Genomic DNA, 24,306 nt, shown 5'->3' with positions numbered 1-24,306 from the left:
GACGAGCCCACGGCGGAGCTCCCCTAGGAGGCGGCCTGCTCGCCCCCCGAGGGAGGCCACGTGGTCGAGAGCGGGAGCGCGCCGGGCGCCACGCGCCGCACGATCTCGTCGAGCACCCTCGACGTCTGCTTCTCGCCCACCCAGAGGTGCTTGCCGCCCTCGACCGCGACGACCTCGGCGCGGGGCACGGCGGCGAACCGTGCCCTCGCCTCCTCGGGCTGCAGGTAGTCGTCGTGCTCGGGGACGACGGCGACGATCGGCACCTCGGAGTCGTTCCAGGCGGCGAGCTCGGCGTCCGTCGTGCGGTGCAGGGGCGGGGAGAGCAGGAGGAGCCCCGCGACGTCGACGCCGCGGCCGTGCTTCAGCGCGACCTCGGTGCCGAACGACCAGCCGAGCAGCCACGGCGTGGGCAGCCCGGCACCCTGGACGAGGGCGACGGCCGCCCTCAGGTCGGCTGCCTCGGCCTCGCCCTCGCCGAAGGACCCCTCCGAACGCCCCCGGGGCGACGAGACGCCGCGGAAGTTGAAGCGGAGGACGGCCACGTCGGCCAGAGCCGGCAGCCGGGCCGCCGCCTTGCGGATCACGTGCGAGTCCATGAACCCGCCGGCGGTCGGGAGAGGATGCAGCGTGACCAGGGTGGCGACCGGGTCCCGGTCGAGCGGCGACGCGAGCTCGCCCACCAGGGTGAGCCCGTCCGCCGTGTGGATCTCGACGTCGGAGCGGCGCGCCGGGAGCTCGACGCCGCCGCGCACGTCCACGGGCGAGGGAGAAGGCAGGGTCACGAGATCCTCCAGCAGTGGGTGTGCCAGTGACGGCGCGAGGCGAGGTCGTCCTGCTCGCCGAAGATCCCGTCGGCACGCCAGACGACGAGGTGGGGCGTGCCCGGGGAGACCGTCAGGGCACAGCCGGGGCAGGTGTACTCCTTGACCGCCGAGGACGCGGACACCGACTGCACGACGAACTCACGCCCACGTCGCGTCTCGGTCCGTGGACCGCCGAAGAGGGACCGCGCGAGATCACGCTCGTCACGGACCTCTTCTGTACGGTTCCGCTCCGCGCGGTCACGCGGACGACGCGGGCGGTTGCTGCGGGGCATGCCCTCCAGCGTAGCCGGACGATCAGCGGTCAGGACCCAGCGGTGCTGGCTCAGCGGTGCTGGCTCAGCGGTGCTGGCTCAGTACCAGCCGACCGACTGCGAGTGGCCCCACGCACCGCACGGTGTCTTGTAGCGGCCCTGGATGTAGCCGAGCCCCCAGGTGATCTGCGTGGCGGGGTTGGTCTGCCAGTCAGCGCCGGCCGAGGCCATCTTGCTGCCCGGCAGGGCCTGCGGGATGCCGTGCGCCCCGCTGGACTTGTTGTGGGCGTTGATGTTCCAGCCCGACTCCTTGTTCCACAACGAGACCAGGCAGTCGTACTCGCCGGTGCCCCAGCCGCGCGCGGCCACCATCTCGGCGGCGATGGCCTTCGCCGTGCCCGGGTCGGGGACACCAGCCACGGGCGCAGCGCTCGACGATGGCGCCTTCTTGGCGCTGCCGGAGGCGGCGTCCGCAGCTGCAGGCTCGTCAGCCGAGGCCTCCTCGACCACCGGTGCGGGCGGCGGCGGGGGCGGCGGCAGGGTGACGCCGTACTGGTCACGGTCAGCAGCCAGGACGACGCCGGCGCCCACGACGAACGACTGGCCCGGTGCCACCAGCGCAGCCGCGCCTCCCGCGCTCGTCGTCGCTGCCTCGGCACCCGACAGCGGGTTCACGAGGGAGGCGGAGAGGAAGGCGAAGGTCGCGGCGAAGCCCACCAACGGCAGGGCGTAGCGACGCCCGACCGAAGGACGAGGCACCGGGGCCGGCGGGGACGCAGGAGGTGCGACGAGCGAGGCGGGGACGCGTCGCCTCTCGATCGTGCGGGGTCGACTGACGACCAGCCGCTGCTCGGAGAGAGAGTGGCCCGTGGTCGCGTTCGCTGAGTGCCTGCCCATGAGTCCGTACAGGCTAACGGATCCGTCACGGATCGGCCAGGGGCCTCCCTGGCGCGTCGGGGACGGGCAGGGCGGCGAGCCTCGCGGTCCCCGTCAGCGGACGGCGAGCATGACGTCGACCACGGCGTCGAGGAGCACGTCCACCTGGGCCTCTCGGTAGCCCCCGCGCCGGGCGCGGAAGACCGATCCCCGGACGTCGTCGATGCTGAGGGCCTTGCCGTCGGTGAAGTAGCCCTGCAGCCGCCGCGCCAGACGATCCACGTCCTTGGGGTGGTAGCCGACGGTCAGCACGCTGACGCGGTCGAACCTGTGGCCCACCGGGCGGTCGAGCCTGGCCACGATCTCCTCGGCCGCGCTGCGCGCCTCGCCGTACCAGCCCTCGTCGCCCGCGGCGGTCACCGCCCGGTCGCGCTCACGGCTCGCGAAGGCGTCCTCGAGGCGCTCCAGCGCCTGGTCGACGTGCGCCGGGGAGTAGCCGCCCTTCCGCATGGCGAACGCGGTCCGGCGGATGCGAGCCGAGTCGACCGACGACGCCTCGGCCCCGCCCGTGTAGGCGGCTCGCGCCTCGGCGAGGAACGCCTCGACCTCGGACACGTCGTAGCCGCGCTGGCCCTTGGGCACCGTGGGGAAAGTTGAGCTCACGCCGTCCATCATGCCGCATCGACCTCGGGGGGCCGAGGCGGGACCCTCGGCGGGGTCAGGTGACGAGCAGGTAGAGCGCGTACGCGGCTGCCGCGGACGGCAACGTGCTGTCCAGGCGGTCGAGGAACCCGCCGTGGCCGGGCAGCCAGGTGCTGATGTCCTTGATGCCGAGGTCGCGCTTGATGAGCGACTCGGAGAGGTCGCCGATCGTCGCGGTGACGATGATCACGCCGCCGAGCACGAAGCCGAACCACCAGGGCTCGCCGAGCATCAGCCACGAGGTGAGCACGGCCGCGATCAGGCTCGCGGCGACGGACCCGGCGAAGCCCTCCCACGTCTTCTTCGGGCTGATGCGCGGCGCCATCGGGTGCTTGCCGAAGTTGAGGCCCGTCGCGTACGCGCCGGTGTCGACGGCGATCACGATGATGAGCGTCGCCAGCGTCCAGTTGGCGCCGTTCGGCTCGGCCGCGAGGACGAGCATGAAGCTGCCGAGGAACGAGCAGTAGATCTGCACGAAGACGCCGGCACCGATGTCACGCCAGACGACGGAGGCGGGCTTGCGGTGTGAGGGACGCACCAGCTCGGCCACGCGCCAGAGCGACACGACGAGGACGCCGCCGACGAGACCGAGCCACTGGCCCTGCACACCGAAGACGAACGAGAGCGGCACCATGGCCAGGCCCACCAGCACGCTCGGCAGACGGGGCACGTCCCGCCCGGCGAAACGGAGGGCACTCGTCAGCTCGAAGCACAGCGACCCGATCAGGGCACCAGCCACGATCATGAAGAACGCCGGCTCGAAGATCAGGCTCAGCAGGACGGCCGCACCGAGGCCGACGCCCACCGCGATGGCCGCGGGGAGGTTGCGTCCCGTGCGGGCCGTCAGCTTCTCGTTGCGGGCGCCGAGCTGGGCACGACGACTGCGGATCTGGTTCTCGAGGTCGTGCCGTGCGGCCTGCGCCCTGGCGTCGAAGTCGGCGCGACGGCTGCCGAGGGTGGTCTTGGGTGTCGGCACCGACTCGTCGGGACGTGCGCCGTCGGGAGCGTCGCTCATCTAGACCTCGAGCAGCTCGGCTTCCTTCTTCTTCAGGGCGTCGTCGATCTGGTCGATGTAGCCCTTCGTGACCGCCTCGAGCTCCTTCTCGCCCCGCGCGACCTCGTCGTCGCCGACCTCGGTCTTGAGCGCGTCGAGCGACTCCTTCGACTTCCGTCGGACGTTGCGGATCTGGACCTTGGCGTCCTCGCCCTTGCCGCGGACGATCTTGACGAACTCCTTGCGGCGGTCCTGCGTCAGCTCGGGGATCGTCACGCGGACGAGCGTGCCGTCGTTGGTCGGGCTGGCACCGAGGTTCGGGAAGGTCGCGATGGCCCTCTCGATCTCCTTCAGGGCCGACTTGTCGTACGGCGTCACGATCATGGTGCGCGCCTCGGGCACCTGCAGCGACGCGAGCTGCGCCAGCGGCGTCGGCGTCCCGTAGTAGTCGACAGGGATCTTCTGGAACAGGCTGGGGTTGATGCGCCCGGTCCGCACCTGCCCGAAGTCCGTCTTGGCCGACTCGAGTGCCCGGTCCATCTTCTCGCGTGTCTCGGTCAGTACGTCAGTGATCGTCACGATGCTCCCTTGGTTCGTCGTCGAGCTTAGTCGTCAGTTGCTGACGAGGGTCCCGATGCGCTCGCCCCGGATGGCGCGGGCGATGTTGCCGTCGCCCTCCATCCCGAAGACGTGCATCGGCATGCCGTTGTCCATGCAGAGGCTGAAGGCGGTCGAGTCGACCACCTTGAGGCCCTGGACCAGCGCCTCCTGGTAGGTGAGGCGGTCGAGCTTGACGGCGGACGGGTCGTGGCGGGGATCCGCCGAGTAGACGCCGTCGACGCCGTTCTTCGCGACCAGCACCTCGGCGGCCCCGATCTCGAGCGCGCGCTGCGCCGACACGGTGTCGGTCGAGAAGTAGGGCAGCCCCGCGCCCGCGCCGAAGATGACGACGCGGCCTTTCTCGAGGTGGCGCTCCGCGCGGCGCGGGATGTAGGGCTCGGCGACCTGGGTCATCTCGATGGCGCTCTGCACGCGCGTGGCGGCGCCGGCCTGCTCGAGGAAGTCCTGCAGGGCGAGGGCGTTCATGACGGTGCCCAGCATGCCCATGTAGTCGGCGCGCGCCCGGTCCATGCCGCGCTGGCTCAGCTCGGCGCCGCGGAAGAAGTTGCCGCCGCCGACGACGATGGCGATCTCGACGTCCTTGGCGGCCTCGGCGATCTCGCGGGCGATGGCGCCGACGACGTCGGGGTTGACGCCGAGCTGCCCGCCCCCGAAGGCCTCGCCCGAGAGCTTGAGGAGGACGCGTCGTCGTGTGGTGGTGTCTGTCGTCATGTGGGGTCTCCCTCGTGTCGTGGCCGTAGCCAGGGTAGCGAGTCGCGGCGCCGGTGCCCGCTCGTCTGGTGCCCGGCGCGCACCTCCTCGGCCTCGACGGGCCGGGACGGCGGCGGGCGCACGAACGGGGTCCGGGACGCGTGCGTCCCGGACCCCGTCCTGTGGCTTGCTAGGCGCCGACCTTGATCCGGGCGAAGCCCTGGATCTCGATGCCGGCCTGCTCGACGACCTTCGCGACCGACAGCTTGCTGTCCTTCGCGTAGGCCTGGTCGAGCAGGGCGATCTCCTTGAAGAAGCCGGTCAGGCGACCCTCGATGATCTTCGGCAGTGCGGCCTCGGGCTTGCCCTCGTTCTTCGCGGTCTCCTCGACGATGGCGCGCTCCTTGGCGACGTCCTCGGCGGGGACCTCGTCGCGCGACAGGTACGTCGGGGCGGCGAAGGCCACGTGCTGGGCGATCGAGCGAGCGGTCTCGGCGTCGGAGCCGGTGTAGCCCACGACCACGCCGACCTGCGGGGGCAGGTCCTTCGAGGTCTTGTGCAGGTAGATCGCGAACTCGGTGCCCTCGACACGGGCGACCGTGCGGAGCTCGACCTTCTCGCCCATGAGCGCGGCCTCGTCGTTGACGAAGGCCTCGACGGTCTGGCCGCCGATCGCGGCGGCGTTGCCCTCGGCGGCGTCCTTCGCGCCGGAGGCCGCGACGGCATCGAGCACGGAGTCGGCCAGCGCGATGAACTTCTCGTTCTTCGCGACGAAGTCGGTCTCGCTGGCGAGCTCGATCAGGGTGGCGTAGCCGCCCGACGCCTTGGCGGCGACGAGGCCCGCGGTGGTCTGACGGCCCTCGCGCTTGGCGACGCCCTTCAGTCCCTTGACGCGCAGGATCTCGACGGCCTTCTCGATGTCGCCATCGGCCTCGACGAGCGCGTTCTTGCTGTCCATCATGCCCGCGCCGAGGCGGTCACGGAGGGTCTTCACGTCAGCGGCGGAGAAATTCGCCATTGTCTGACTTCCTTTCGTGGAGTCGGAAGGGGGAGGTGGGGGTTCTACTTCGCGTCCGCGGCGGCGTCGGCGTCGGCCGGCTCCGCAGCGGTCTCGTCGCGGGGCTCGGCGACGGGCTCGACGACCGGCTCGCCCAGGGGCTTCGCGGCGACCTGAGCGTCGGCGTCGTTCTCCTCGACGGGAACGGCCTCGACAGGCGCCTCGGCGGCGGGAGCCGACTCGGCGGCCTTCGCCTCGCCCTGCGCGAGCAGCTCGGCCTCCCACTCGGCGAGGGGCTCGACGGGAGCGTCGGCGTCCTCCGGCTTCTGGTGACGCTGCACCAGGCCCTCGGCGGCAGCGTCGGCGACGATGCGGGTCAGCAGGCCGACGGAGCGGATGGCGTCGTCGTTGCCGGGGATCGGGAAGGTGATCTCGTCGGGGTCGCAGTTCGTGTCGAGGATGCCGATGACCGGGATGCCCAGCTTCTTGGCCTCGTCGATCGCGAGGTGCTCCTTCTTGGTGTCGACGACCCAGAGGGCGGACGGCGTCTTGGTGAGGTTGCGGATGCCGCCGAGCGTCTTGTGCAGCTTGTCGAGCTCGCGCTTCTTGATCAGGAGCTCTTTCTTGGTGAAGCCCTGCGTCGTGTCGTCGAAGTCGATGTCCTCGAGCTCCTTCATGCGGGCGAGGCGCTTCGAGACCGTCTGGAAGTTGGTCAGGAGACCACCGAGCCAGCGCTGGTTCACGAAGGGCTGGCCGACGCGGTTCGCCTGCTCGGCGATGGAGCCCTGGGCCTGCTTCTTGGTGCCGACGAAGAGGACGGTGCCGCCGTGGGCGACCGTCTCCTTGACGAAGTCGTACGCCTGGTCGATGTAGCCGAGCGACTGCTGCAGGTCGATGATGTGGATGCCGGAGCGCTCGGCGAGGATGAATCGCTTCACCTTCGGGTTCCAGCGGCGGGTCTGGTGTCCGAAGTGGACGCCGCTGTCGAGCAGCTGGCGGATGGTGACGACGGCCATGGTCGTTCTCCTATTTTCTGCGGCACGCGCGGACGCGAGCCTGTTGTCGGTTGTCTGGGCGGCCGGACGGCCGCCGCTGCCTGGTGCCCGGGCACGCATCCGCCGCCCGTGCCGGAGCACGATCGGACCGAGTGGATGCGGAGGCCGGTGTCACGCCGCGGGCGGCCGAGCTGCGAGGCAACTGAGCTGCGAGGGCGAGGTGCGTCGAGACGCACGGGCACGCGAAGTCAGCCTGCTGGGCAGGCTGCGTGTTCATGGTAGCACCGACGAGGGGCGCCCCGGAGGAGCGGTGCGACGCCCCGGGCCGTTCGTGCAGAACGCCCCGCCCGGACCCGGGCAGGGCGTTCTGCGTGAGGCCGGCGATCAGGCGCGGGCACCCCGGGCGGGCTTGCCGGACCCCGACTCGACCGCGGACACGCCCATCTCCTCGAGGCTGCGGCCCTTGGTCTCGGGGATCTTCGCGAGCACGAAGAAGAACGAGATGAGGGCGAAGGCCGCGAAGATGCCGTACGACAGCGTGAGGCTGACGGCAGCGAGCGACGGGAAGGACACCGTGACGATGAAGTTGGCGATCCAGTTGGCCATGCTGCCGATGCCGAGCGCCGTCGCACGGATGCTGTTCGGGAACATCTCGCCGAGCAGGACCCACATGAGCGGGCCCCACGTGGCGCCGAACGACACGACGAAGAGGTTGGCCGCGACGAGCGCGATCGGGCCCCAGGCACCGGGCAGCTGCGGGTCGCCGCTGGAGTCGACGACCGACTGGCTGAACGAGATCGCCGTGACGGCGAGGCTGACGAACATCCCGATCGAGCCGGCGAGCAGCAGCGGGCGGCGGCCGACCTTGTCGACCAGGCCGATCGCGACGAAGGTGACCACGACGTTGACCACGGCAGTGATGGTGGAGATCGTGAAGGAGTCGCTCTCCTGGAAGCCGACGGCCTGCCAGAGGGTCGTGGAGTAGTAGAAGATCACGTTGATGCCGACGAACTGCTGCAGCACGGCGAGGATGATGCCGACCCAGACGATCGGCTGGAGGCCGAACCTAGTGCCCCGGATGCTCGACTTCTTGTCGAGGGCCGCCTCGGTGGCGATGGAGTCCGTGATCTCCTTCAGGCTCGTGTCCACGGTCTCGGCGGGCACGATGCTCTTCAGCACGTCCTTCGCCTCGTCCTCCCGCCCCTCGCCGGCCAGGTAGCGCGGCGACTCGGGCAGCCGCCAGGCGAGGAAGCCGTAGACGACGGAGGGGACGATGCCGACGAGGAACATCCAGCGCCACGCGGCGAGGCCGAAGAGCGACGGCTCGGAGGCGCCGCCCGCGGTGACCGCGAAGAGCTGGTCCGAGAGCAGGGCGACGAAGATGCCGAGGGTGATGGCGAGCTGCTGGAACGACGCGAGCCGGCCCCGGATCGCCTTCGGCGACACCTCGGAGATGTACGCCGGGGCGATCACGGAGGCGATGCCGATGCCGAGGCCGCCGATGACGCGCCACAGGACGAGGTCCCAGACCGCGAAGGCGAAGGCAGCACCGATCGAGCTGATGAGGAACAGGGCCGCGCCGATGAGCATGACCTTGATGCGGCCCATCTTGTCGGCGAGACGGCCGGCGACGTACGCGCCGATCGCACAGCCGATCAGGGCCGAGGCCACGGCGAAGCCCGAGGCGAACTCGGTGAGCCCGAACTCGTCGGTGATGCTCTGGACCGCTCCGTTGATGACTGACGAGTCGAAGCCGAAGAGGAAACCGCCGACGGCCGCGGCGACCGCGAGAGCCGTCACCCGTCTGTTCAGGCTCTTCGTCGTCTCTGGTGATCGCGCCGCGTTCGACACTGGGTCTCCGTTCCACTGCTCGGGGAGCGGGCTCGTGTCCTCGCTCCCCCACATCCGTCGTGCACAGGTGTTCGTGCACGCGTGAACAGTACGCCCGGTGCGAGATCGGTGCACGCTCGGCAGAGTCTCACGATGGACATCGCTTGTCGCCGGGGTCGCACCCGGCCGCGCCGCCCCCTCCCCCGCCTCCTCGGCCTGTCGGTCGTGCTGCCGGTGCTGCTGCTCGTGCACGTCCCGGGCACCGACGTCACGGCGAGCGCCACGTCGGCCGGGACGACGGCCGGGACGTCGTCGGTGCCGGCCGTGCCGTGGTCGTGGCCGGCGGCCTCGCCGCACGCCGTCGTCCGGGTCTTCACGGCGCCCGAGCACCGCTGGTCGCCGGGGCACCGGGGCATCGACGTCGGCACGCCGACCGGCTCGGCCGTGACGGCGCCGGACGACGGCGTCGTGCACTTCGCCGGCGTGGTCGTCGACCGTCCCGTGCTGTCGCTGCGCCACGCCGACGGCGTGCTCAGCAGCCTGGAGCCGGTCGTCAGCGAGCTGGCCGCGGGCGATGCCGTCGTGCGCGGGCAGGTCGTCGGGACGGTCCAGGCGGGGCACTGCCCGGACGTCGAGTGCGTCCACCTCGGAGCCCGGATCGACGGTGAGTACGTGTCGCCGCTCATGATGCTCGGGCTGGGACGGCCGTCGGTGATGCTGCCGACACGTCGACCCGGGTGACCCAGGCGACCGGGCGGGTGGTCGGTCGGACGTGCGGGCGGGCGGGCTGCCCTGCGGGCGATCCGCCGTGCGGACGGGGGCGGGTCGACGGGGCGGGGTGGGCGACGAGTCGGCGGGTCAGGCCCTCGGGTGGGCCGTCCGGTAGCTCTCGCGGAGCCGCTCGGTCGACACGTGGGTGTAGATCTGGGTGGTCCCGAGACTGGCGTGTCCGAGCAGTTCCTGCACGGCGCGGAGGTCGGCACCGCCGTCGAGCAGGTGGGTCGCCGCGGTGTGCCGCAGCGCGTGCGGCCCCGCGGGGCCGCCGCCCGGCAGGTCGGCGAGCAGCCCCGCGACGAGCCGGTGCACGGCGCGGGTGCCGAGACGCGCCCCGCTCGCGCCGAGGAACGCCGCTCGACGCGCGTCGTCGGCTCGGGGCGGGTCGACGGGAGCCGCCTCGGCGAGGGCCGGCCTCCCGAGCGTGAGCCAGCGGTCGAGCGCCTCCGCCGCCGGCACCCCGAAGGGCACGACGCGCTGCTTCGCGCCCTTTCCCGTCACGAGCACGGTGCGCCGCTCGAGGTCGAGGTCGCCGACGTCGGTGCCGACCAGCTCGGACACGCGCAGGCCCGAGCCGTAGAGCAGCTCGACGACGGCGAGGTCGCGTCGGGCCACGGGGTCGGCCGTCTCGGCGCGGACGGACAGCGACCGCAGCACGCCGTCGATCTGAGGCGACGTGAGCACGCGCGGCAGGTGGCTCTCGGCCTTCGGGGCGCGGAGCCGCACGCCCACGTCGGCGACCGTGCGGTCCGTCTCGTCCAGCCAGCGCGTGAAGGCCCGCGCGCTCGAGGCCCGTCGCGCGAGGGTCGTCCGGGCGAGCCCCGACTCGGTCGAGCGCCAGAGCCAGTCACGCAGCAGCTCGAGATCGAGGTCGGCGGTGACGGGCGGCCGGCCGGCCCGCTCGGCGGCGTGGGCGTCGAGCTCGTCGAGGTCGGACGCGTAGGCCCGGACCGTGTGCTCGCTGAGCCCCCGCCCGTCACGGAGGTGGGCGAGGAACCGCTCGACGTCGCCGAGGAGGCGCGTCACGGCCTGACCCACCCGTCGCGGGAGTCCCCGGTCGTCTCCTGCGCCCCGGACCCGCCGCCGTTCGTCGCTCGCACGGGGCCAGGCTACCCACGTCGAGGGGCGGGACGACGGCGCCACCCGGCAGGCCGTCGCTCCACCAGATCGTCCGCCTCCATCTCGGCCAGGAGGGTCCGTACCGTCGCGACCGAGAGGCCGGAGGCGGCGGCGACCTCGTCCGTGCTGCGCTCGACCCGCGTACTGAGCGCGTCCTGCACTCGGCCGACGTCGACGGGCTGCTCGGCCTGCCAGGCCTGCTCGACGAGGTCGTCCTCACCGCCCACGAGCTCGACGACGTCGGCCGGCCCCGTGACGCACGTCGCGAGGCCGGACCGGAGCAGCGCGTGGCAACCGGCCGAGAGCGGCGACGTGACCGGCCCCGGCACGGCCCCGACGGGACGCCCCAGCGCGGTCGCGTGGCCGGCCGTGTTGAGCGATCCCGAGCGCCGACCGGCCTCGACGACGACGGCCGCGGCGCTGAGGGCGGCGATCAGCCTGTTCCGGCTGAGGAACCGGAACCGGTGGGGCATGGTGCCGCACGGCGACTCGGAGACCATGAGGCCGTCGCGCAGGACGGCACGGAGCAGGTCGTCGTGCCCTGTCGGGTAGAAGCGGTCGACGCCGCCCGCCATCACGGCCACCGTGCCGGCACCCGACGCGACGGCGGCTCGGTGCGCCATGCCGTCCACGCCGTACGCGCCGCCCGAGACCACGACGAGCCCGCGGTCGGAGAGCCCGCTCGACAGGTCGGCGGCGACCTGCTCCCCGTAGGACGTCGCCGCCCTCGCGCCGACGAGGGCCACGCCGGTCCGCCTCTCGGGCAGCCGTCCGCCGCCACGCAGCCACAGGGCGGCGGGTGCGTGGTCACCGAGGTCGTCGAGGCCCGACGGCCACGACGCGTCGCCCGGCACCACGACGCGCACGCTCAGGGCCGCCGCGGCCCGGAACCAGCCACGGACCGTCGCGGCCTCGACCCGTGGCGCCCACCGGCTCAGAGCCCGGTGCAGCTCGAGGCGGTCGACGTCGGGCACGCCGGCCTCGACCATCCGGGCCCCGAGGACTCCGGGGTCGAGCTCGGAGCGCCGCGCCGCGAGCGACTCGAGCACCAGCCGGAGCGACACGGCCGGGCCCAGGGCCCTGCGGCAGGCGCCCGCCGCGGCGTCGCCGTCGGAGGCGACGCCGCTCCAGGCCGCGAGCCCGAACGCGTCGACGGGGTCGCACCGGGACGGCTCGTCGGCCCGCACCCCGGCGGCGAGGTCGACGAGGTCGGCCGTGCTGGCCGAGAGCAGCGCGTTCACAACGACCTCCGCAGGCCGAGCGCCCAAGCGACGTGTCCGTGGCCCGGCACGTCTGCCCCGTCGAGGTCGGCGAGCGTCCACGCGACCTTCAGCACGCGGTCGTAGCCCCTCATGGTCAGGGCACCCGACTCGAGGGCGCGGTCGATCGGTCGGGTCGCGGACAGCGGGAGGCGGCGGCCCGGGGACCGCAGCCAGGTGCCCGAGACCTCGGCGGTGAGCCGCCACGGGGTGTCGGCGAGCCGAGCGGCAGACCGACGCCGCGCCTCCTCCACCCGTGCCCGCGCCGTCGCCGTCGTGACGACCTCGGCCGTCTCGGCGAGGCGGAACTGCGCCGAGCTGATGCGGGCGACCTGCAGCTGGATGTCGATCCTGTCGACGAGCGGACCCGAGAGCTTGGCGTGGTAGCGCCGCCGCTGGATCGGCGTGCAGACGCAGTCGCCGTCCCGGGTGCCGTGCTGACCGCACGGGCACGGGTTCGCGGCGGCCACCAGCTGGAACCGGGCCGGGAACCGAGCGACGGCACGGGACCGGTGGATCACCACCTGCCCGGACTCGAGGGGCTGGCGGAGGCAGTCGAGGACGGACTGCGAGAACTCGGGGGCCTCGTCGAGGAAGAGCACGCCCCGGCTCGCCCGGGTCACGGCGCCCGGGCGGATCACGCTGCTGCCGCCGCCGACCATGGCCGCGGCGCTCGACGTGTGGTGGGGATCCTCGAAGGGCGGACGTCGCTCGAGCTCGCCGTCGACGGGTCTGCCGGACAACGAGCGGACAGAGCTGACCTCGAGTGCCTCGTCGACGTCGAGGTCGGGCAGGAGGCCCGGCAGACGCGCGGCGAGCATGCTCTTGCCTGCCCCCGGCGGGCCCACCATGAGCAGGTGGTGGCCGCCGGCCGCGGCGACGACCAACGCCTCCACGGCGTCGGAGTTGCCGATGACGTCGCCGAGGTCGATGTCCTGCCGCCGAGGGTCGTCGACCCGCGGCCTGCGGATCGCGTCGACCAGCTCGGGGGCGAGGTCGGCGCCGTGCCGGATGGCCGCCTCGCGCAGGCTCGCGACCCCGACCACGGTGACGCCCGGCACCAACGACGCCTCGTCGACCGCGTCCGCGGGCACGACGACGGTACGCACGCCCGCCCGACGGGCAGCGAGGACGGCAGGCAGCACGCCGTCGACCGGCCGGACACGACCGTCGAGCCCGAGCTCACCGAGATGGACTGCCGCCTCCACCGACTGCGCCGACACGAGGCCCGACGCCGCGAGTGCCGCCATGGCGATGGCCAGGTCGAACGACGAGCCGTGCTTCGGCAGCGACGCCGGCGACAGGTTGGCCGTCAGCTTGCGCGCCGGGAGGGCGCACCCGGCGTTGCTGGCCGCCGCCCGCACGCGGTCACGAGCCTCGCCGAGCGAGGCGTCGGGGAGCCCGATGATGACGAAGGCCGGCAGGCCAGGGCCGATGTCCGCCTCGACCTCGACGAGCGCACCCTCGAGCCCGAGCAGGGACACGGCCCTCGTGCGACCGACGCTCACGCGCCGGCTCCCCGCACGTGCGAGATCGCGTCGTCGGCCGGGGTGCGGCCGAGGACGACGCCGACGACGTCGATGCGCACCCGCCTGCCCGTGCCGGGGTGCGCCTCGAGCCACGCCCCGGCCAGTCGCCTCAGCCGGGCCAGCTTCACGGGCGTCACCGCCTCGAGGGGATGGCCCCAGCCGATGCCGCGGCGCGTCTTCACCTCCACGAACACGACCTCGTCGCCGTCGAGCGCCACGACGTCGATCTCGCCCTCGCGGCACCGCCAGTTCAGCTCGACCACGGTCAGCCCATGGTCAGCGAGCCACCGGGCCGCGAGCACCTCGCCGTGCCGACCTGTCTCGTCCTTCTTCGCCATCTCGACCTCCTGCACGGACTGTGCCGGAGGTGGGGTCGAGGTCGCAGGTCGCGGACGGAGCCCTGGGGACGGGCGCCCCGCTTCGAGAAGTCGGGGAGGGACGAACTACTCGTCGAGTGCGAGTTCCTTGGGCAACTCGAGGTCGCGCGCCGTGAGCTCCTCGACGTTCACGTCCTTGAACGTGAGCACGCGGACCGACTTCACGAAGCGGTCGGAGCGGTAGACGTCCCACACCCAGACGTCGGTCATCGTCAGCTCGAAGTAGAAGTCGTGCTCGGTGTCGCGGCGCACGAGATCGACCTCGTTGGCCAGGTAGAAGCGCCGCTCCGTCTCGACGACGTAGCGGAACTGCGACACCACGTCCCGGTACTCGCGGTACAACGCGAGCTCGACCTCACGGTCGTAGTCTTCGAACTCGTCCTCGTCCATCGAGAAGACATCCTACGCGGCTGCGGACGAGCAGCACGCCGAGGACGACGCAGGGCAGCCGGTCGAGTCTCAGTGCAGCCAGGTGAGCCGGTGCAGGGGCGACGGCCCGAGCTCGCCGAGGGCCGCGTAGTGGGCCCCCGAGCCGTAGCCCTTGTTGCCTGCCCAGCCGTAGCCGGGGTGCACCTCGTCGGCCTCGATCATCATGCGGTCGCGGTGGACCTTGGCGATGACGGAGGCGGCGGCGACGGAGGCGCAGTCACGGTCGGCCTTGACCCGCGTCGTGATGCGGGGCACCGTCGTCAGTGCCGGGGACAGGTAGTCGTGGTTCCCGTCGAGGACGACGACGGAGCTCATGATGCCCACGCCCGCCTCGTGCAGGGCCGTCAGCGCACGCCGACCGGCGAGGCCGAGGGCGGCGACGATGCCGATCCGGTCGACCTCGTGCGCCTCGGCCAGCCCGACCGCGTGCGCCTGCACCCACCCCGTGGCGACGGGGTAGAGCGCCTCACGACGCTTCTCGCTGAGCAGCTTGCTGTCGCGCAGGCCGAGGGGCATCTCGCCGCACTCGGCGTGGACGGCGCTGAGGCCGACGGCGACGGGGCCCGCGATGGCGCCGCGGCCGACCTCGTCGCAGCCGATCACCCAGGTGGCACCGCGGGCGTGCAGCTCGCGCTCGACGTCGAGGGTGGGATCGACGACGGCCATCACTCGCCGTCGCGCTCGGTGCCGCGGAAGACGTCGGGGTAGTCGCCGAGCCACGTCCACCGCGTCGACGGCCAGCTGATCACGAAGGCCCGGCCCACGACGTCGGACATCGGGACGAAGCCCTGGCTCGGCGTCTCGCGGTTGTACCTGCTGTCTTTCGAGTTGTAGCGGTTGTCGCCCATCACCCAGAGGGACCCCTCGGGCACCGTGACGGAGAAGTCGTCGCCGGACACCCGCGTCTCGCCCGGAGGGAACTTCACGTACGGCTCTTCGATCGGCACGCCGTTGACCGACAACTGTCCGTAGTCGTTGCAGCACTCGACCGTGTCGCCCGGCAACCCGATGACCCGCTTGATCAGGTGGTCGTTGCTGTCCTGCGCGCCGAGGCCCACCTGGGTGAGGAACCACGAGAGACCGTCGGAGACCGGGCCGCCCGAGGCGGGGGCGACGGGGGCCGTGCCCTCGAGCCAGCCGCCGGGATCGGTGAAGACGACGACGTCGCCGCGCTTCACGTCGACGAGGTCGGGGACGAGCTCGTTGACGATGATGCGGTCGTTGATCTGCAGCGTGTCCTCCATGGACCCGCTCGGGATGTAGAACGACCGGATCAGGAACGTCTTGATCAGGAACGAGATGAGGAGCGCGGCGAGGAAGATGACCACCACGTCGCGCAGGAACGTGCCGATGCCGCGCTTGCGGTCATCGTCACGACGGGGGCGGCGCAGACGGCGCCGCAGGGATGCATTCGTCAATTTAACCGCCCGAGCTCCCCGCCATCGTACAGGGCGGGGAGCTCGGTGAAGATCGTGCGACGGGTCAGTTGTCGCGCTTCTCCTTGATCTTGGCCTTCTTGCCGCGGAGCTCGCGGAGGTAGTACAGCTTGGCGCGACGGACGGCGCCGCGGCTGACGACCTCGATGTGGTCGATGACCGGCGAGTGGACCGGGAAGGTGCGCTCGACGCCGACCTGGAAGCTGACCTTGCGGACCGTGAAGGTCTCGCGGATGCCCTCGTTCTGCTTGCCGATGACGACGCCCTGGAAGACCTGGACGCGCGAGCGCGTGCCCTCGATGATGTTCACGTGCACCTTGACGGTGTCGCCGGCACGGAAGTCGGGGACGTCCGAGCGGAGGTTGGCGGAGTCAACCGCGTCGAGGATGTGCATAGTCGTTCGCTCTCTGCAGCCGCCACAGGTCGACTGCCGTTCGTGGTGGGTTGCCCACCATCTGGTGATGAAGAAGACGTGCTCTGGAGAGGCAGACTCCCCTGAGGCAGAGTCGTGCCCAGGCACAAGGGTCAATGATGCCACAGCTGCGCGCCCCGACGCCACCGCAGGCGGTACGGCGCCGGCGCTACTCCCGCGGCGTGATGCGGATGACCCGGTCGGAGTCGCCGGAGGCGAGCCCTGCGGCGCGGGCGTCGACCCTGGCTGCCGTGGCGACCCGGTCGAGGTCGGCCAGCGAAGCCGCGACCCGGCGCCGCGCCTCCGCCAGGAACTGCCACACGGCGGCCGCGAGGAGGCCGAGGCCCCCAGCCACGGTCACGACGGCCGACAACCCGAAGAGCGCGCTCGACAGGTCGAGGTCGCCACCGGGCACGACACGGGTGAACGCCGACGACGCCGAGGAGGCGGCGGACCCGTCGACGAGGAAGAAGCCGAGGGCGAGCTGAGCCGCCCACGTGAGGGCCAGCAGACCGGCGTCGACCCAGGACACGGCTCGGTCGTCACGGACGCTGCGGCGAGCGATGACGACGCCCGCGGCGATCGCCTGGCCGACGAAGAGCAGCGGCACCAGCACGAGCTGCCCGAGGACCTGCAGCCCCAGCGGGACGCCGAAGAAGGCCCGTCCGAAGAGCACCCACAGGGGCAGCACGAAGACGGCAGGCCAGAGGAGGCGGTACAGGACTCGACGGATCGCCATGCGACGAGGCTACGGGCGCCCGGCGGAGAACTGGCTGCGAAGCCGGGCGAGGCGCGGCCGAGGAGGCGCCGTGCTCAGTGGAGCAGGTCGGGCCGCACCCGCCGGGTCCGCTCGACCTGCTGCTCGTGACGCCACGAGGCGATCGCACCGTGGTTGCCGCCCATCAGGACGGGCGGCACGTCGAGCCCGCGCCACGAGGCGGGCTTCGTGTAGCTGGGGTACTCGAGCAGGCCGCCCTCGTGGCTCTCCTCCGTGAGGCTCTCGGGGTTGCCGACGACCCCGGGGACGAGACGGCCGACGGCCTCGATCATGGCGGTCACGGCCACTTCTCCCCCGTTGAGGACGTAGTCCCCGAGGCTGATCTCGCGCACGGTGACCCGTGTCGCCGCGTGCTCGACGACCCTCTGGTCGATGCCCTCGTAGCGCCCGCAGGTGAAGACGAGGTGCGGCACGGCGGCGAGCTCGCGCGCCAGCGCCTGGGTGAAGGGCGTGCCCGCCGGCGACGGGACGATGACCGTCGTCGTCGCCGGGTCGCCGGCGTCGCCGAGCACGTGGTCGAGCGCCTCGCCCCACGGCTCGGGCTTCATCACCATGCCGGCGCCGCCGCCGTACGGGGTGTCGTCGACGGTGCGGTGCCGGTCGTGGGTGAAGTCGCGGAGGTCGTGCACCGCGACGTCGAGGAGGCCCTGCTGCCGGGCCTTGCCGAGGAGCGAGATGTCGAGCACGGAGAAGAACTCCGGGAAGATCGACACGATGTCGATGCGCACCGCGTCGCCGTCAGTTCTCGTCGGCGGGACGTGTTGCGTCGTCGGAATCGCGCGACGCCGGCTCGGCCTCGGCCCCGGCGTCAGCCGTGTCACCGTCGGCGGTGTCGGCCGTGTCGCCGTCGACCGTGTCGGCCTCGACCGTGTCGTCCGCGAGCTCCTCGAAGAGCCCGGGAGGCGGCGTCACGGTGACGACCCCCGCCTCGATGTCGACCGAGGGCACGAGAGCGCTGACGAAGGGCACGAGGACCTCGCCGTGCTCCGTCTCGACGGCCAGCAGATCCTGTGCGGGCAGGTGGTCGACGCGCGCCACCGTGCCGACGACGACGCCGTCGCGCTCGACCCGGAGGCCGACGAGCTGGTGGTGGTACCACGCGTCGTCCTCGTCGGGGAGCTCGTCGAGATCCTGGTCGACCCAGAGGATCGCCTTGACGAGGGACTCGGCCGCGGTGCGGTCGTCGACGCCCTCGAAGAAGCCCACGGGGTGGCCGTTGTACCACCGGAGCTCGCCCAGGGTGAGGGTCTTGCCGCTCCACTCACTGGTCTCGGGGACCTGCAGGGTGAACGACGCGCCGGGCGTGAAGCGCTGCTCGGGGGTGTCGGTGAACAGCTCGAGCTTGAGCGCGCCCTTCAGGCCGTGGGCCTTGGTGAGCCGCCCCACGCGGAGCTGGGTCTTGTCGGTGGGCGCCACGGCTCAGGAGTCGCTGTCGACGACGTCGACCCGGACGCGCTTGCCGTCGGCGATCGCCGTCACGAGCGTGCGCAGGGCCTTGGCGGTCCGGCCGGAACGGCCGATCACACGCCCGAGGTCGTCGGGGTGGACGTGCACCTCGAGCACGTCGCCGCGGGGCGACGACGACTCGACGACCTGCACCTCGTCCGGGTGATCGACGATCCCCCGGACGAGGTGTTCGAGTGCAGGTGCGAGCACTGACTACGCCTCGGTGGTCTCGGCGTCGTCAGCAGCCTCGGCCGGGGCCTCGGCGGGCTCGGCCTTGGCGGGCTTCTCCGACTTCGGCACGAGCACGGGCTTCTTCTTCTCGTCGGCGACGAAGGACTCTTTCGGAGCCTTGGTCTTGACGGTGCTGACAGCGTCGGCGTCGCCCTTGAAACGGCCCCAGTCGCCCGTGAGCTTGAGGATGGCGGCGACCTGCTCGGAGGGCTGGGCGCCCACGCCGAGCCAGTACTGCGCACGCTCGGAGTCGACCTCGATGAACGAGGGCTCCTCGGTGGGGTGGTACTTGCCGATCTCCTCGATGACACGACCGTCGCGCTTGGTGCGCGAGTCGGCGACGACGATGCGGTAGTACGGAGCACGGATCTTGCCCATGCGCTTGAGACGGATCTTGACAGCCACAATTCTCCTGTGTGATGTGATGTGGGCGAGTTGCTAGCCGTGAGCGTGGGGGCACACTCGGCTCGAAAGCTCTATGAGGTCTGGCGGTCACCTGATTAGAGGGTCGGACGACCGAAGACTCGACCCACCATTGTTGCAGACCGGACTGCCGATCTGCCAATCCCTCGAGATCGTGTCGGCGGACCCCGACCGCGTGCGGCTGCCAGGATGGTGCAGCCGAGGACCCGCACCCCCGGCGAGAGAGCAGGCACCATGCGCATCGACTTCACGAGCTCCGAGCCGTCGACCCTCGGCGTCGAGTGGGAACTCGCCCTCGTCGACCAGGGCAGCGGCGAGCTCGCGCCGTACGCCCCGGCCGTGCTGGCCGACCTCGCCCACCTCAACGACGACGGGCCCGAGCGCCTCACGGGCGAGCTGCTCACCAACACCGTCGAGGTCGTGACGGGCGTGCACCGGCGGGTCTCCGACGCCGTCGACGACCTCCGCTCGACGATCGACCACGTCCAGTCGAGCGCCGACCTGCTCGGCGCCGACCTGATGTGCGCGGGCACGCACCCGTTCAGCCGGTACGCCGACCAGGACGTCACCCCTGACAAGGAACGGTACGCGACGCTCATCGACCGGACCCGGTGGTGGGGCCGCCAGATGATGATCTGGGGCGTCCACGTGCACGTCGGCATCGACTCCCGCGACAAGGTGCTGCCCGTCCTCAACGGCCTGCTCACCTGGCTGCCCCACTTCCAGGCGCTCACGGCGTCGAGCCCGTTCTGGGTGGGCGAGGAGACGGGCTACGCCTCGAACCGCGCCCTGATGTTCCAACAGCTGCCCACCGCGGGCCTCCCCCCTCAGTTCGGCGCCTGGGCGAACTACGAGGAGATGGTCGCCGACATGACCCACACCGGGGTCATCGACGACCACAGCGAGCTGCGCTGGGACATCCGCCCGTCGCCGAAGTGGGGCACCCTCGAGACGCGCGTCTTCGACGGGATCTCCACGTTCGAGGAGGTGGGGGCGATGGCCGCCCTCGTCCAGTGCCTCGTCGACGACATGTCGACCAAGCTCGACCAGGGGCACGAGCCCGCCCAGATGCAGCCCTGGTTCGTCCGCGAGAACAAGTGGCGGGCGGCCCGCTACGGCATGGACGCGATCGTCATCCTCGACGCCGCGGGCGACGAGCGCCTGGTGACCGACGACCTCCGCGACCTGCTCGTCGACCTCGAGCCCGTCGCCGAGCGCCTCGGCTGCCTCGACCAGCTCCGCGGGGTGGACACGATCATCGAGCGCGGCGCGAGCTACCAGCGCCAGCTCACCGTCTCCGCACAGCACGGGGGCGACCTGCGACCGGTCGTCGCGTCGCTCGTGCGCGAGCTCCGTGAGGGGATCGCGCCCGCTTCGTGAACAGCAGGAGGCGCGGGTCGGCCGACCCGCGCCTCCTGCGCTCTCGAGGGCCTGCGCCCCTGACGGGCCGCTAGCCGCGGCCGAGCATCTTCTGCAGCGACGCCAGCTCTTCTTCGGTGGGCGCCTTGCCGGCGCCGCCGCCGAGGCCGAAGCCCGAGCCGCCCGCCGAGCCGCCCGCGGCGCCTGCCGACCCGCCCGACGCCAGGGCCGCGTTCTGCGCGGCGCGCTTGGCGGGGTTGCCGGCCTTGGAGCCCTTCTTCTTCGGCTGCTGCTTCTTGCCGCCGTAGGACGCGCCGGGGATCGGGCCCATGCCGGGAACCTGCGGCACGCCGCCCTTGGCGACGGTCTTCATCATCTTCGAGGCCTGCTCGAAGCGCTGCACGAGCTGGTTCACGTCGGTGACGGTCATGCCCGAGCCGCGCGCGATGCGCAGACGGCGAGAACCGTTCAGCAGCTTCGGCAGCGCCCTCTCCTGAGGGGTCATCGACTGGATGATCGCCTCGGTGCGCACGATCTCGCGCTCGTCGAAGTTCTCGAGCTGCTCGCGCATGCCCTTGGCGCCGGGGAGCATGCCGAGCATGCCCTTGATCGACCCCATCTTGCGCAGCTGCTGCATCTGCTTCAGGAAGTCGTCGAGGGTGAAGTTGTCGGTCGCGATCTTCTCCGCGACGGCCCTGGCCTCTTCTTCGTCGAAGGCGCCCTGCGCCTGCTCGATCAGGGAGAGGATGTCGCCGAGGTCGAGGATGCGGCTCGCCATGCGGTCGGGGTGGAACGGCTCGAACGCGTCGAGCGTCTCGCCCGTCGAGGCGAACATGATCGGCCGACCGGTGACCGAGGCGACGCTCAGCGCCGCGCCGCCCCGCGCATCGCCGTCGAGCTTCGACAGCACGACGCCCGTGAAGTCGACGCCCGCCTGGAAGGCCTTGGCCGTCGCGACCGCGTCCTGGCCGATCATGGCGTCGATGACGAAGAGCACCTCGTCGGGATCGATCGCCTTGCGGATGTTCGCGGCCTGCTTCATCAGCTCGGCGTCGACGCCGAGACGGCCCGCGGTGTCGACGATGACCGTGTCGTAGACCTTGTCGCGGGCGAACTTGATGGCCTGCTTAGCAACCTTGACGGGGTCGCCGACCCCGTTGCCCGGCTCGGGGGCGAACACGGCGGCACCCGCCTGCTCGCCCACGACCTGGAGCTGCTGCACCGCGTTGGGGCGCTGCAGGTCACAGGCCACGAGCAACGGCGTGTGGCCGTCCTTCGCGAGCCACTTGGCGAGCTTGCCGGCCAGGGTCGTCTTGCCCGCGCCCTGGAGGCCGGCGAGCATGATGACGGTCGGCGGGTTCTTCGCGAACTCGAGGCGGCGCTGCTGCCCGCCGAGGATCTCGATGAGCTCCTCGTTGACGATCTGGACGACCTGCTGCGCCGGGTTGAGGGCCTTGTTCACCTCGTCGCCCAGGGCGCGGTCGCGGATCTTGGTGGTGAACGCCTTGACGACCTCGAACGCGACGTCGGCGTCGAGCAGGGCGCGCCGGATCTCCCGGACGGTGCCGTCGACGTCGGCGGGCGTGAGCTTGCCCTTGTTGCGGAGGTTCTTGAACGTGTCCGCGAGGCGGTCAGAGAGGGTTCCGAATGTGGCCATGGTGGCCTCAGCTTAACGGACCGCGAGACCGGTGCCCTGCGGACTAGCCGATCAGGTTCTGGACGAACACGTGGGGCGTGAAGCCCGTGAGGTCGGCGATGCCCTCGCCCTGGCCGACGAGCTTGATCGGGATGCCGGTCTGCTCCTGCACGGCGAGGACGAACCCGCCGCGGGCCGAGCCGTCCAGCTTCGTGAGGACGAGCCCCGTGACGCCGGCGTGCTCGATGAAGGCCTGAGCCTGGGCCAGGCCGTTCTGGCCGGTCGTCGCGTCGAGCACGAGCAGCACCTCGGCGATCTCGGTCTGCTTCTCGACGACGCGCTTGATCTTGCCGAGCTCGTCCATCAGGCCGGACTTGGTCTGCAGGCGGCCGGCGGTGTCGATCAGGACGATCTCGACGCCCTCGCGCATCGCGTACTCGACCGTCTGGAACGCGACCGAGGCAGGGTCCTGACCCGGCTGCTGTGGCCGGACGATCTGCGCGCCCGCGCGCTCGGCCCAGGTCGCCACCTGCTCGACCGCGGCGGCCCGGAAGGTGTCGGCCGCGCCCACGACCACGGACCGGTCGAAGTTGCGCAGGAACTTGGCGAACTTGCCGATCGTGGTCGTCTTGCCGACGCCGTTGACCCCGACCATGAGCACGACGGCAGGACGGGCGCTGAGCTTGAGCGTCGAGTCGAGCACCGACAGCCGCTCCTCGAGGGTCTCGCGCAGCATGCGCTTCAGGTCGGCCGGGTCGGTCGTCGCGTAGCGCTGCACCTTCTCGCGCAGGTCGTCGACGACCTGCTCGGTGACGTCGGGACCGAAGTCGGCGCCGATCAGCGCCTCCTCGAGCTCGTCCCAGGTGGTGTCGTCGATCGTCTTCTTCGCGAACATGCCGCGGAGGGCACCGGAGAGGGACCAGGGGGAAGCCATGGGCCACAGCCTAACGAGCCGCACGGACAGCACGGGCCGCGCGGACTCGTTCTCGGGCCGACGACCGCCCGGACCGTTGCAGTGGATGTAAGCTCAGCGGGTTGAAGGGGAGTACTCCCTCGCGGTGCCATCGTCAATACGGAAGAGACCGATCTCGACCCGGTGCGCCGGTCCTCGAACGTCCAGCTGAGCTGGACGGCCGTCTGGGCGGAAGAGACCTTCAGTACCCGTCGCGTACTGGAGGTACACCATGGACGTCCACTTCCTCACCTGGGCGATCACCATCGCCGGAATCCTCGGGTTGTTGATCTTCGACTTCTACAGCCACGTCAAGACCCCGCACGAGCCCACCATCCGCGAGTCGGCCTTCTGGTCGATCGTCTACATCGGCATCGCGATCCTGTTCGGCGTCGGCGTCGGCGTCTTCTCGAACTGGACCTACGGCGGCGAGTACTTCGCCGGCTGGATCACCGAGAAGGCGCTCTCGGTCGACAACCTCTTCGTCTTCCTGATCATCATGACGAGCTTCGCGGTGCCGCGGATCTATCAGCAGAAGGTGCTGCTCGTCGGCATCGCGATCGCCCTGATCTCGCGTGGCCTCTTCATCGCCGCCGGCGTCGCGATCATCGACAACTTCTCGTGGGTCTTCTACCTCTTCGGCGCCCTGCTCTTCTGGCTCGCCTACAGCCAGGTCCGCGGCGGCCACGACGAGGGCGACCAGGCGGACAGCAAGCTCATCCGCACGCTGCGCCGCATCGTCCCGACGTCGGACGACTACGACGAGGACCGCCTGACGACCAAGGTGAACGGCAAGCGCCTCTTCACGCCGCTGTTCCTGGTGATGCTCGCCATCGGCCTCACCGACGTGTTGTTCGCGCTCGACTCGATCCCCGCGATCTTCGGCCTGACGCAGGAGGCGTACATCGTCTTCACCGCCAACGCCTTCTCGCTGCTCGGCCTCCGCCAGCTGTACTTCCTGATCTCGGGCCTGCTCGAGCGACTCGTCTACCTGGCCCAGGGCCTCGCGGTCATCCTCGCCTTCATCGGCGTGAAGCTCGTGTTCCACGCCCTGCACGTCAACGAGGTGCCGTTCATCAACGGCGGCCAGCCGATCGAGTGGATCCCCGAGATCCCGATCTGGTTCTCGCTCGGCTTCATCCTGCTGACCATCGCCGTCGCGACGGTCCTCAGCCTCCGCAAGACGAAGCGGGACGGCATCCCGAACAAGCTGCCCGCGACGACCGCCGAGGCCGAGGCCGACGAGCGCTAGGGCGCAGAAGGCGGTGCGCGCGTCCACGGGACGTGCGCACCGCCTCCTCGGCTCCGCTGCAGGACAACCACACCGCACCACCGCACGACAGCGGCACCGCACCACCACGACCGC

28 protein-coding genes are annotated in these 24,306 nt (G+C 71.2%); 3 read left to right on the top strand and 25 right to left on the bottom strand.

Going from position 1 to position 24,306, the window contains the following annotated elements; genetic code table 11:
- Positions 1-23 precede the first annotated feature (23 nt).
- From ACZZ97_RS04375 to ACZZ97_RS04330, 10 genes are all read right to left on the bottom strand, one after another.
- Positions 24-776: an alpha/beta hydrolase gene (locus ACZZ97_RS04375; RefSeq protein ID WP_463473758.1), complete on the bottom strand. Its 753-nt coding sequence runs from the start codon at positions 774-776 to the stop codon at positions 24-26.
- A gap of 2 nt (positions 777-778) precedes the next feature.
- Entirely contained in the window at positions 779-1,096 is a 318-nt protein-coding gene (locus ACZZ97_RS04370) for a hypothetical protein (RefSeq protein WP_463472381.1), read from the bottom strand.
- Positions 1,097-1,174: 78 nt separating this feature from the next.
- Positions 1,175-1,972 (bottom strand): aggregation-promoting factor C-terminal-like domain-containing protein, encoded by a 798-nt coding sequence (locus ACZZ97_RS04365; protein ID WP_463472380.1) that lies wholly within the window; start codon positions 1,970-1,972, stop codon positions 1,175-1,177.
- A 93-nt stretch (positions 1,973-2,065) separates the two neighbouring features.
- Complete coding sequence (locus tag ACZZ97_RS04360) at positions 2,066-2,623, bottom strand: DivIVA domain-containing protein (protein WP_463473757.1); 558 nt, start codon at positions 2,621-2,623, stop codon at positions 2,066-2,068.
- Between the two features lie 46 nt (positions 2,624-2,669).
- Positions 2,670-3,668 (bottom strand): phosphatidate cytidylyltransferase, encoded by a 999-nt coding sequence (locus ACZZ97_RS04355; RefSeq protein ID WP_463472379.1) that lies wholly within the window; start codon positions 3,666-3,668, stop codon positions 2,670-2,672.
- Positions 3,669-4,187, bottom strand: a complete 519-nt coding sequence (frr, locus tag ACZZ97_RS04350) for a ribosome recycling factor (protein WP_197980542.1) — start codon at positions 4,185-4,187, stop codon at positions 3,669-3,671.
- Between the two features lie 72 nt (positions 4,188-4,259).
- On the bottom strand, positions 4,260-4,979 hold the full coding sequence (pyrH, locus tag ACZZ97_RS04345; RefSeq protein WP_192042350.1) for a UMP kinase: 720 nt from the start codon (positions 4,977-4,979) through the stop codon (positions 4,260-4,262).
- 169 nt (positions 4,980-5,148) lie between these two features.
- Entirely contained in the window at positions 5,149-5,976 is an 828-nt protein-coding gene (gene tsf, locus ACZZ97_RS04340) for a translation elongation factor Ts (RefSeq protein ID WP_463472378.1), read from the bottom strand.
- Positions 5,977-6,020: 44 nt separating this feature from the next.
- Complete coding sequence (gene rpsB, locus ACZZ97_RS04335; RefSeq protein ID WP_314103006.1) at positions 6,021-6,971, bottom strand: 30S ribosomal protein S2; 951 nt, start codon at positions 6,969-6,971, stop codon at positions 6,021-6,023.
- Positions 6,972-7,334: 363 nt separating this feature from the next.
- On the bottom strand, positions 7,335-8,855 hold the full coding sequence (locus ACZZ97_RS04330; protein ID WP_463472377.1) for a sugar porter family MFS transporter: 1,521 nt from the start codon (positions 8,853-8,855) through the stop codon (positions 7,335-7,337).
- Between the two features lie 78 nt (positions 8,856-8,933).
- Between ACZZ97_RS04330 and ACZZ97_RS04325 the strand changes: the two genes are divergently transcribed.
- Positions 8,934-9,521 (top strand): M23 family metallopeptidase, encoded by a 588-nt coding sequence (locus ACZZ97_RS04325; protein ID WP_463472376.1) that lies wholly within the window; start codon positions 8,934-8,936, stop codon positions 9,519-9,521.
- Between the two features lie 117 nt (positions 9,522-9,638).
- On the opposite strand, the gene ACZZ97_RS04320 is transcribed toward ACZZ97_RS04325, so the two are convergent.
- The 13 genes from ACZZ97_RS04320 to rpsP form a co-directional block, all read right to left on the bottom strand.
- On the bottom strand, positions 9,639-10,580 hold the full coding sequence (locus ACZZ97_RS04320; RefSeq protein ID WP_463472375.1) for a tyrosine recombinase XerC: 942 nt from the start codon (positions 10,578-10,580) through the stop codon (positions 9,639-9,641).
- Positions 10,581-10,663: 83 nt separating this feature from the next.
- Positions 10,664-11,914, bottom strand: a complete 1,251-nt coding sequence (dprA, locus tag ACZZ97_RS04315; protein ID WP_463472374.1) for a DNA-processing protein DprA — start codon at positions 11,912-11,914, stop codon at positions 10,664-10,666.
- A complete protein-coding gene (locus tag ACZZ97_RS04310) occupies positions 11,911-13,440 on the bottom strand; it encodes a YifB family Mg chelatase-like AAA ATPase (RefSeq protein WP_463472373.1) in 1,530 nt (509 codons plus the stop codon). The genes dprA and ACZZ97_RS04310 overlap by 4 nt, the downstream gene beginning before the upstream one ends.
- A complete protein-coding gene (locus ACZZ97_RS04305) occupies positions 13,437-13,799 on the bottom strand; it encodes a YraN family protein (RefSeq protein WP_463472372.1) in 363 nt (120 codons plus the stop codon). The genes ACZZ97_RS04310 and ACZZ97_RS04305 overlap by 4 nt, the downstream gene beginning before the upstream one ends.
- Before the next feature lie 105 nt (positions 13,800-13,904).
- The gene (locus ACZZ97_RS04300; protein ID WP_123546435.1) at positions 13,905-14,228 is read right to left on the bottom strand and encodes a DUF2469 domain-containing protein; all 324 of its coding nucleotides are present in this window, start codon (positions 14,226-14,228) and stop codon (positions 13,905-13,907) included.
- Positions 14,229-14,297: 69 nt separating this feature from the next.
- Positions 14,298-14,933, bottom strand: coding sequence for a ribonuclease HII (locus ACZZ97_RS04295; RefSeq protein WP_194612493.1), 636 nt, complete (start codon positions 14,931-14,933; stop codon positions 14,298-14,300).
- Positions 14,933-15,685, bottom strand: coding sequence for a signal peptidase I (gene lepB, locus ACZZ97_RS04290; protein WP_399540198.1), 753 nt, complete (start codon positions 15,683-15,685; stop codon positions 14,933-14,935). Before lepB ends, ACZZ97_RS04295 begins: the two co-directional genes overlap by 1 nt.
- A 64-nt stretch (positions 15,686-15,749) precedes the next feature.
- Positions 15,750-16,097: a 50S ribosomal protein L19 gene (gene rplS, locus ACZZ97_RS04285; protein ID WP_043596315.1), complete on the bottom strand. Its 348-nt coding sequence runs from the start codon at positions 16,095-16,097 to the stop codon at positions 15,750-15,752.
- Between the two features lie 187 nt (positions 16,098-16,284).
- Positions 16,285-16,854: a hypothetical protein gene (locus ACZZ97_RS04280; RefSeq protein WP_314102195.1), complete on the bottom strand. Its 570-nt coding sequence runs from the start codon at positions 16,852-16,854 to the stop codon at positions 16,285-16,287.
- A gap of 74 nt (positions 16,855-16,928) precedes the next feature.
- Positions 16,929-17,621: a tRNA (guanosine(37)-N1)-methyltransferase TrmD gene (gene trmD, locus ACZZ97_RS04275; RefSeq protein ID WP_463472371.1), complete on the bottom strand. Its 693-nt coding sequence runs from the start codon at positions 17,619-17,621 to the stop codon at positions 16,929-16,931.
- Positions 17,622-17,631: 10 nt separating this feature from the next.
- On the bottom strand, positions 17,632-18,309 hold the full coding sequence (gene rimM / locus ACZZ97_RS04270) for a ribosome maturation factor RimM (RefSeq protein WP_463472370.1): 678 nt from the start codon (positions 18,307-18,309) through the stop codon (positions 17,632-17,634).
- Between the two features lie 3 nt (positions 18,310-18,312).
- The gene (locus ACZZ97_RS04265) at positions 18,313-18,549 is read right to left on the bottom strand and encodes an RNA-binding protein (RefSeq protein ID WP_123546439.1); all 237 of its coding nucleotides are present in this window, start codon (positions 18,547-18,549) and stop codon (positions 18,313-18,315) included.
- Positions 18,550-18,552: 3 nt separating this feature from the next.
- The gene (gene rpsP, locus ACZZ97_RS04260; RefSeq protein ID WP_133737737.1) at positions 18,553-18,975 is read right to left on the bottom strand and encodes a 30S ribosomal protein S16; all 423 of its coding nucleotides are present in this window, start codon (positions 18,973-18,975) and stop codon (positions 18,553-18,555) included.
- Positions 18,976-19,227: 252 nt separating this feature from the next.
- Between rpsP and ACZZ97_RS04255 the strand changes: the two genes are divergently transcribed.
- Complete coding sequence (locus ACZZ97_RS04255) at positions 19,228-20,373, top strand: glutamate--cysteine ligase (RefSeq protein WP_314102192.1); 1,146 nt, start codon at positions 19,228-19,230, stop codon at positions 20,371-20,373.
- A 70-nt stretch (positions 20,374-20,443) separates the two neighbouring features.
- Here the strand turns inward: ACZZ97_RS04255 and ffh are convergent, their stop codons facing one another.
- Both ffh and ftsY read right to left on the bottom strand, forming a co-directional pair.
- Positions 20,444-22,009: a signal recognition particle protein gene (gene ffh, locus ACZZ97_RS04250; protein ID WP_463472369.1), complete on the bottom strand. Its 1,566-nt coding sequence runs from the start codon at positions 22,007-22,009 to the stop codon at positions 20,444-20,446.
- Positions 22,010-22,052: 43 nt separating this feature from the next.
- Complete coding sequence (ftsY, locus tag ACZZ97_RS04245) at positions 22,053-22,922, bottom strand: signal recognition particle-docking protein FtsY (RefSeq protein WP_314102190.1); 870 nt, start codon at positions 22,920-22,922, stop codon at positions 22,053-22,055.
- A 250-nt stretch (positions 22,923-23,172) separates the two neighbouring features.
- On the opposite strand from ftsY, the gene ACZZ97_RS04240 reads away from it, so the two are divergent.
- Positions 23,173-24,192, top strand: coding sequence for a TerC family protein (locus tag ACZZ97_RS04240; protein WP_463472368.1), 1,020 nt, complete (start codon positions 23,173-23,175; stop codon positions 24,190-24,192).
- The last annotated feature ends 114 nt before the right edge of the window (positions 24,193-24,306 follow it).

The organism is Frigoribacterium sp. AC512 (assembly GCF_979258295.1).
This window is presented reverse-complemented; position numbering and strand designations above follow the sequence as displayed.

Bases quoted from the DNA above. Each gene is read 5' to 3' on its own strand.
- ACZZ97_RS04370 (WP_463472381.1), bottom strand. From the start codon at position 1,096: ATGCCCCGCAGCAACCGCCCGCGTCGTCCGCGTGACCGCGCGGAGCGG.
- ACZZ97_RS04365 (WP_463472380.1), bottom strand. From the start codon at position 1,972: ATGGGCAGGCACTCAGCGAACGCGACCACGGGCCACTCTCTCTCCGAG.
- ACZZ97_RS04360 (WP_463473757.1), bottom strand. From the start codon at position 2,623: ATGGACGGCGTGAGCTCAACTTTCCCCACGGTGCCCAAGGGCCAGCGC.
- ACZZ97_RS04355 (WP_463472379.1), bottom strand. From the start codon at position 3,668: ATGAGCGACGCTCCCGACGGCGCACGTCCCGACGAGTCGGTGCCGACA.
- frr (WP_197980542.1), bottom strand. From the start codon at position 4,187: ATGGACCGGGCACTCGAGTCGGCCAAGACGGACTTCGGGCAGGTGCGG.
- pyrH (WP_192042350.1), bottom strand. From the start codon at position 4,979: ATGACGACAGACACCACCACACGACGACGCGTCCTCCTCAAGCTCTCG.
- tsf (WP_463472378.1), bottom strand. From the start codon at position 5,976: ATGGCGAATTTCTCCGCCGCTGACGTGAAGACCCTCCGTGACCGCCTC.
- rpsB (WP_314103006.1), bottom strand. From the start codon at position 6,971: ATGGCCGTCGTCACCATCCGCCAGCTGCTCGACAGCGGCGTCCACTTC.
- ACZZ97_RS04330 (WP_463472377.1), bottom strand. From the start codon at position 8,855: ATGTGGGGGAGCGAGGACACGAGCCCGCTCCCCGAGCAGTGGAACGGA.
- ACZZ97_RS04325 (WP_463472376.1), top strand. From the start codon at position 8,934: ATGGACATCGCTTGTCGCCGGGGTCGCACCCGGCCGCGCCGCCCCCTC.
- ACZZ97_RS04305 (WP_463472372.1), bottom strand. From the start codon at position 13,799: ATGGCGAAGAAGGACGAGACAGGTCGGCACGGCGAGGTGCTCGCGGCC.
- ACZZ97_RS04300 (WP_123546435.1), bottom strand. From the start codon at position 14,228: ATGGACGAGGACGAGTTCGAAGACTACGACCGTGAGGTCGAGCTCGCG.
- ACZZ97_RS04295 (WP_194612493.1), bottom strand. From the start codon at position 14,933: ATGGCCGTCGTCGATCCCACCCTCGACGTCGAGCGCGAGCTGCACGCC.
- rplS (WP_043596315.1), bottom strand. From the start codon at position 16,097: ATGCACATCCTCGACGCGGTTGACTCCGCCAACCTCCGCTCGGACGTC.
- ACZZ97_RS04280 (WP_314102195.1), bottom strand. From the start codon at position 16,854: ATGGCGATCCGTCGAGTCCTGTACCGCCTCCTCTGGCCTGCCGTCTTC.
- ACZZ97_RS04255 (WP_314102192.1), top strand. From the start codon at position 19,228: ATGCGCATCGACTTCACGAGCTCCGAGCCGTCGACCCTCGGCGTCGAG.
- ffh (WP_463472369.1), bottom strand. From the start codon at position 22,009: ATGGCCACATTCGGAACCCTCTCTGACCGCCTCGCGGACACGTTCAAG.
- ftsY (WP_314102190.1), bottom strand. From the start codon at position 22,922: ATGGCTTCCCCCTGGTCCCTCTCCGGTGCCCTCCGCGGCATGTTCGCG.
- ACZZ97_RS04240 (WP_463472368.1), top strand. From the start codon at position 23,173: ATGGACGTCCACTTCCTCACCTGGGCGATCACCATCGCCGGAATCCTC.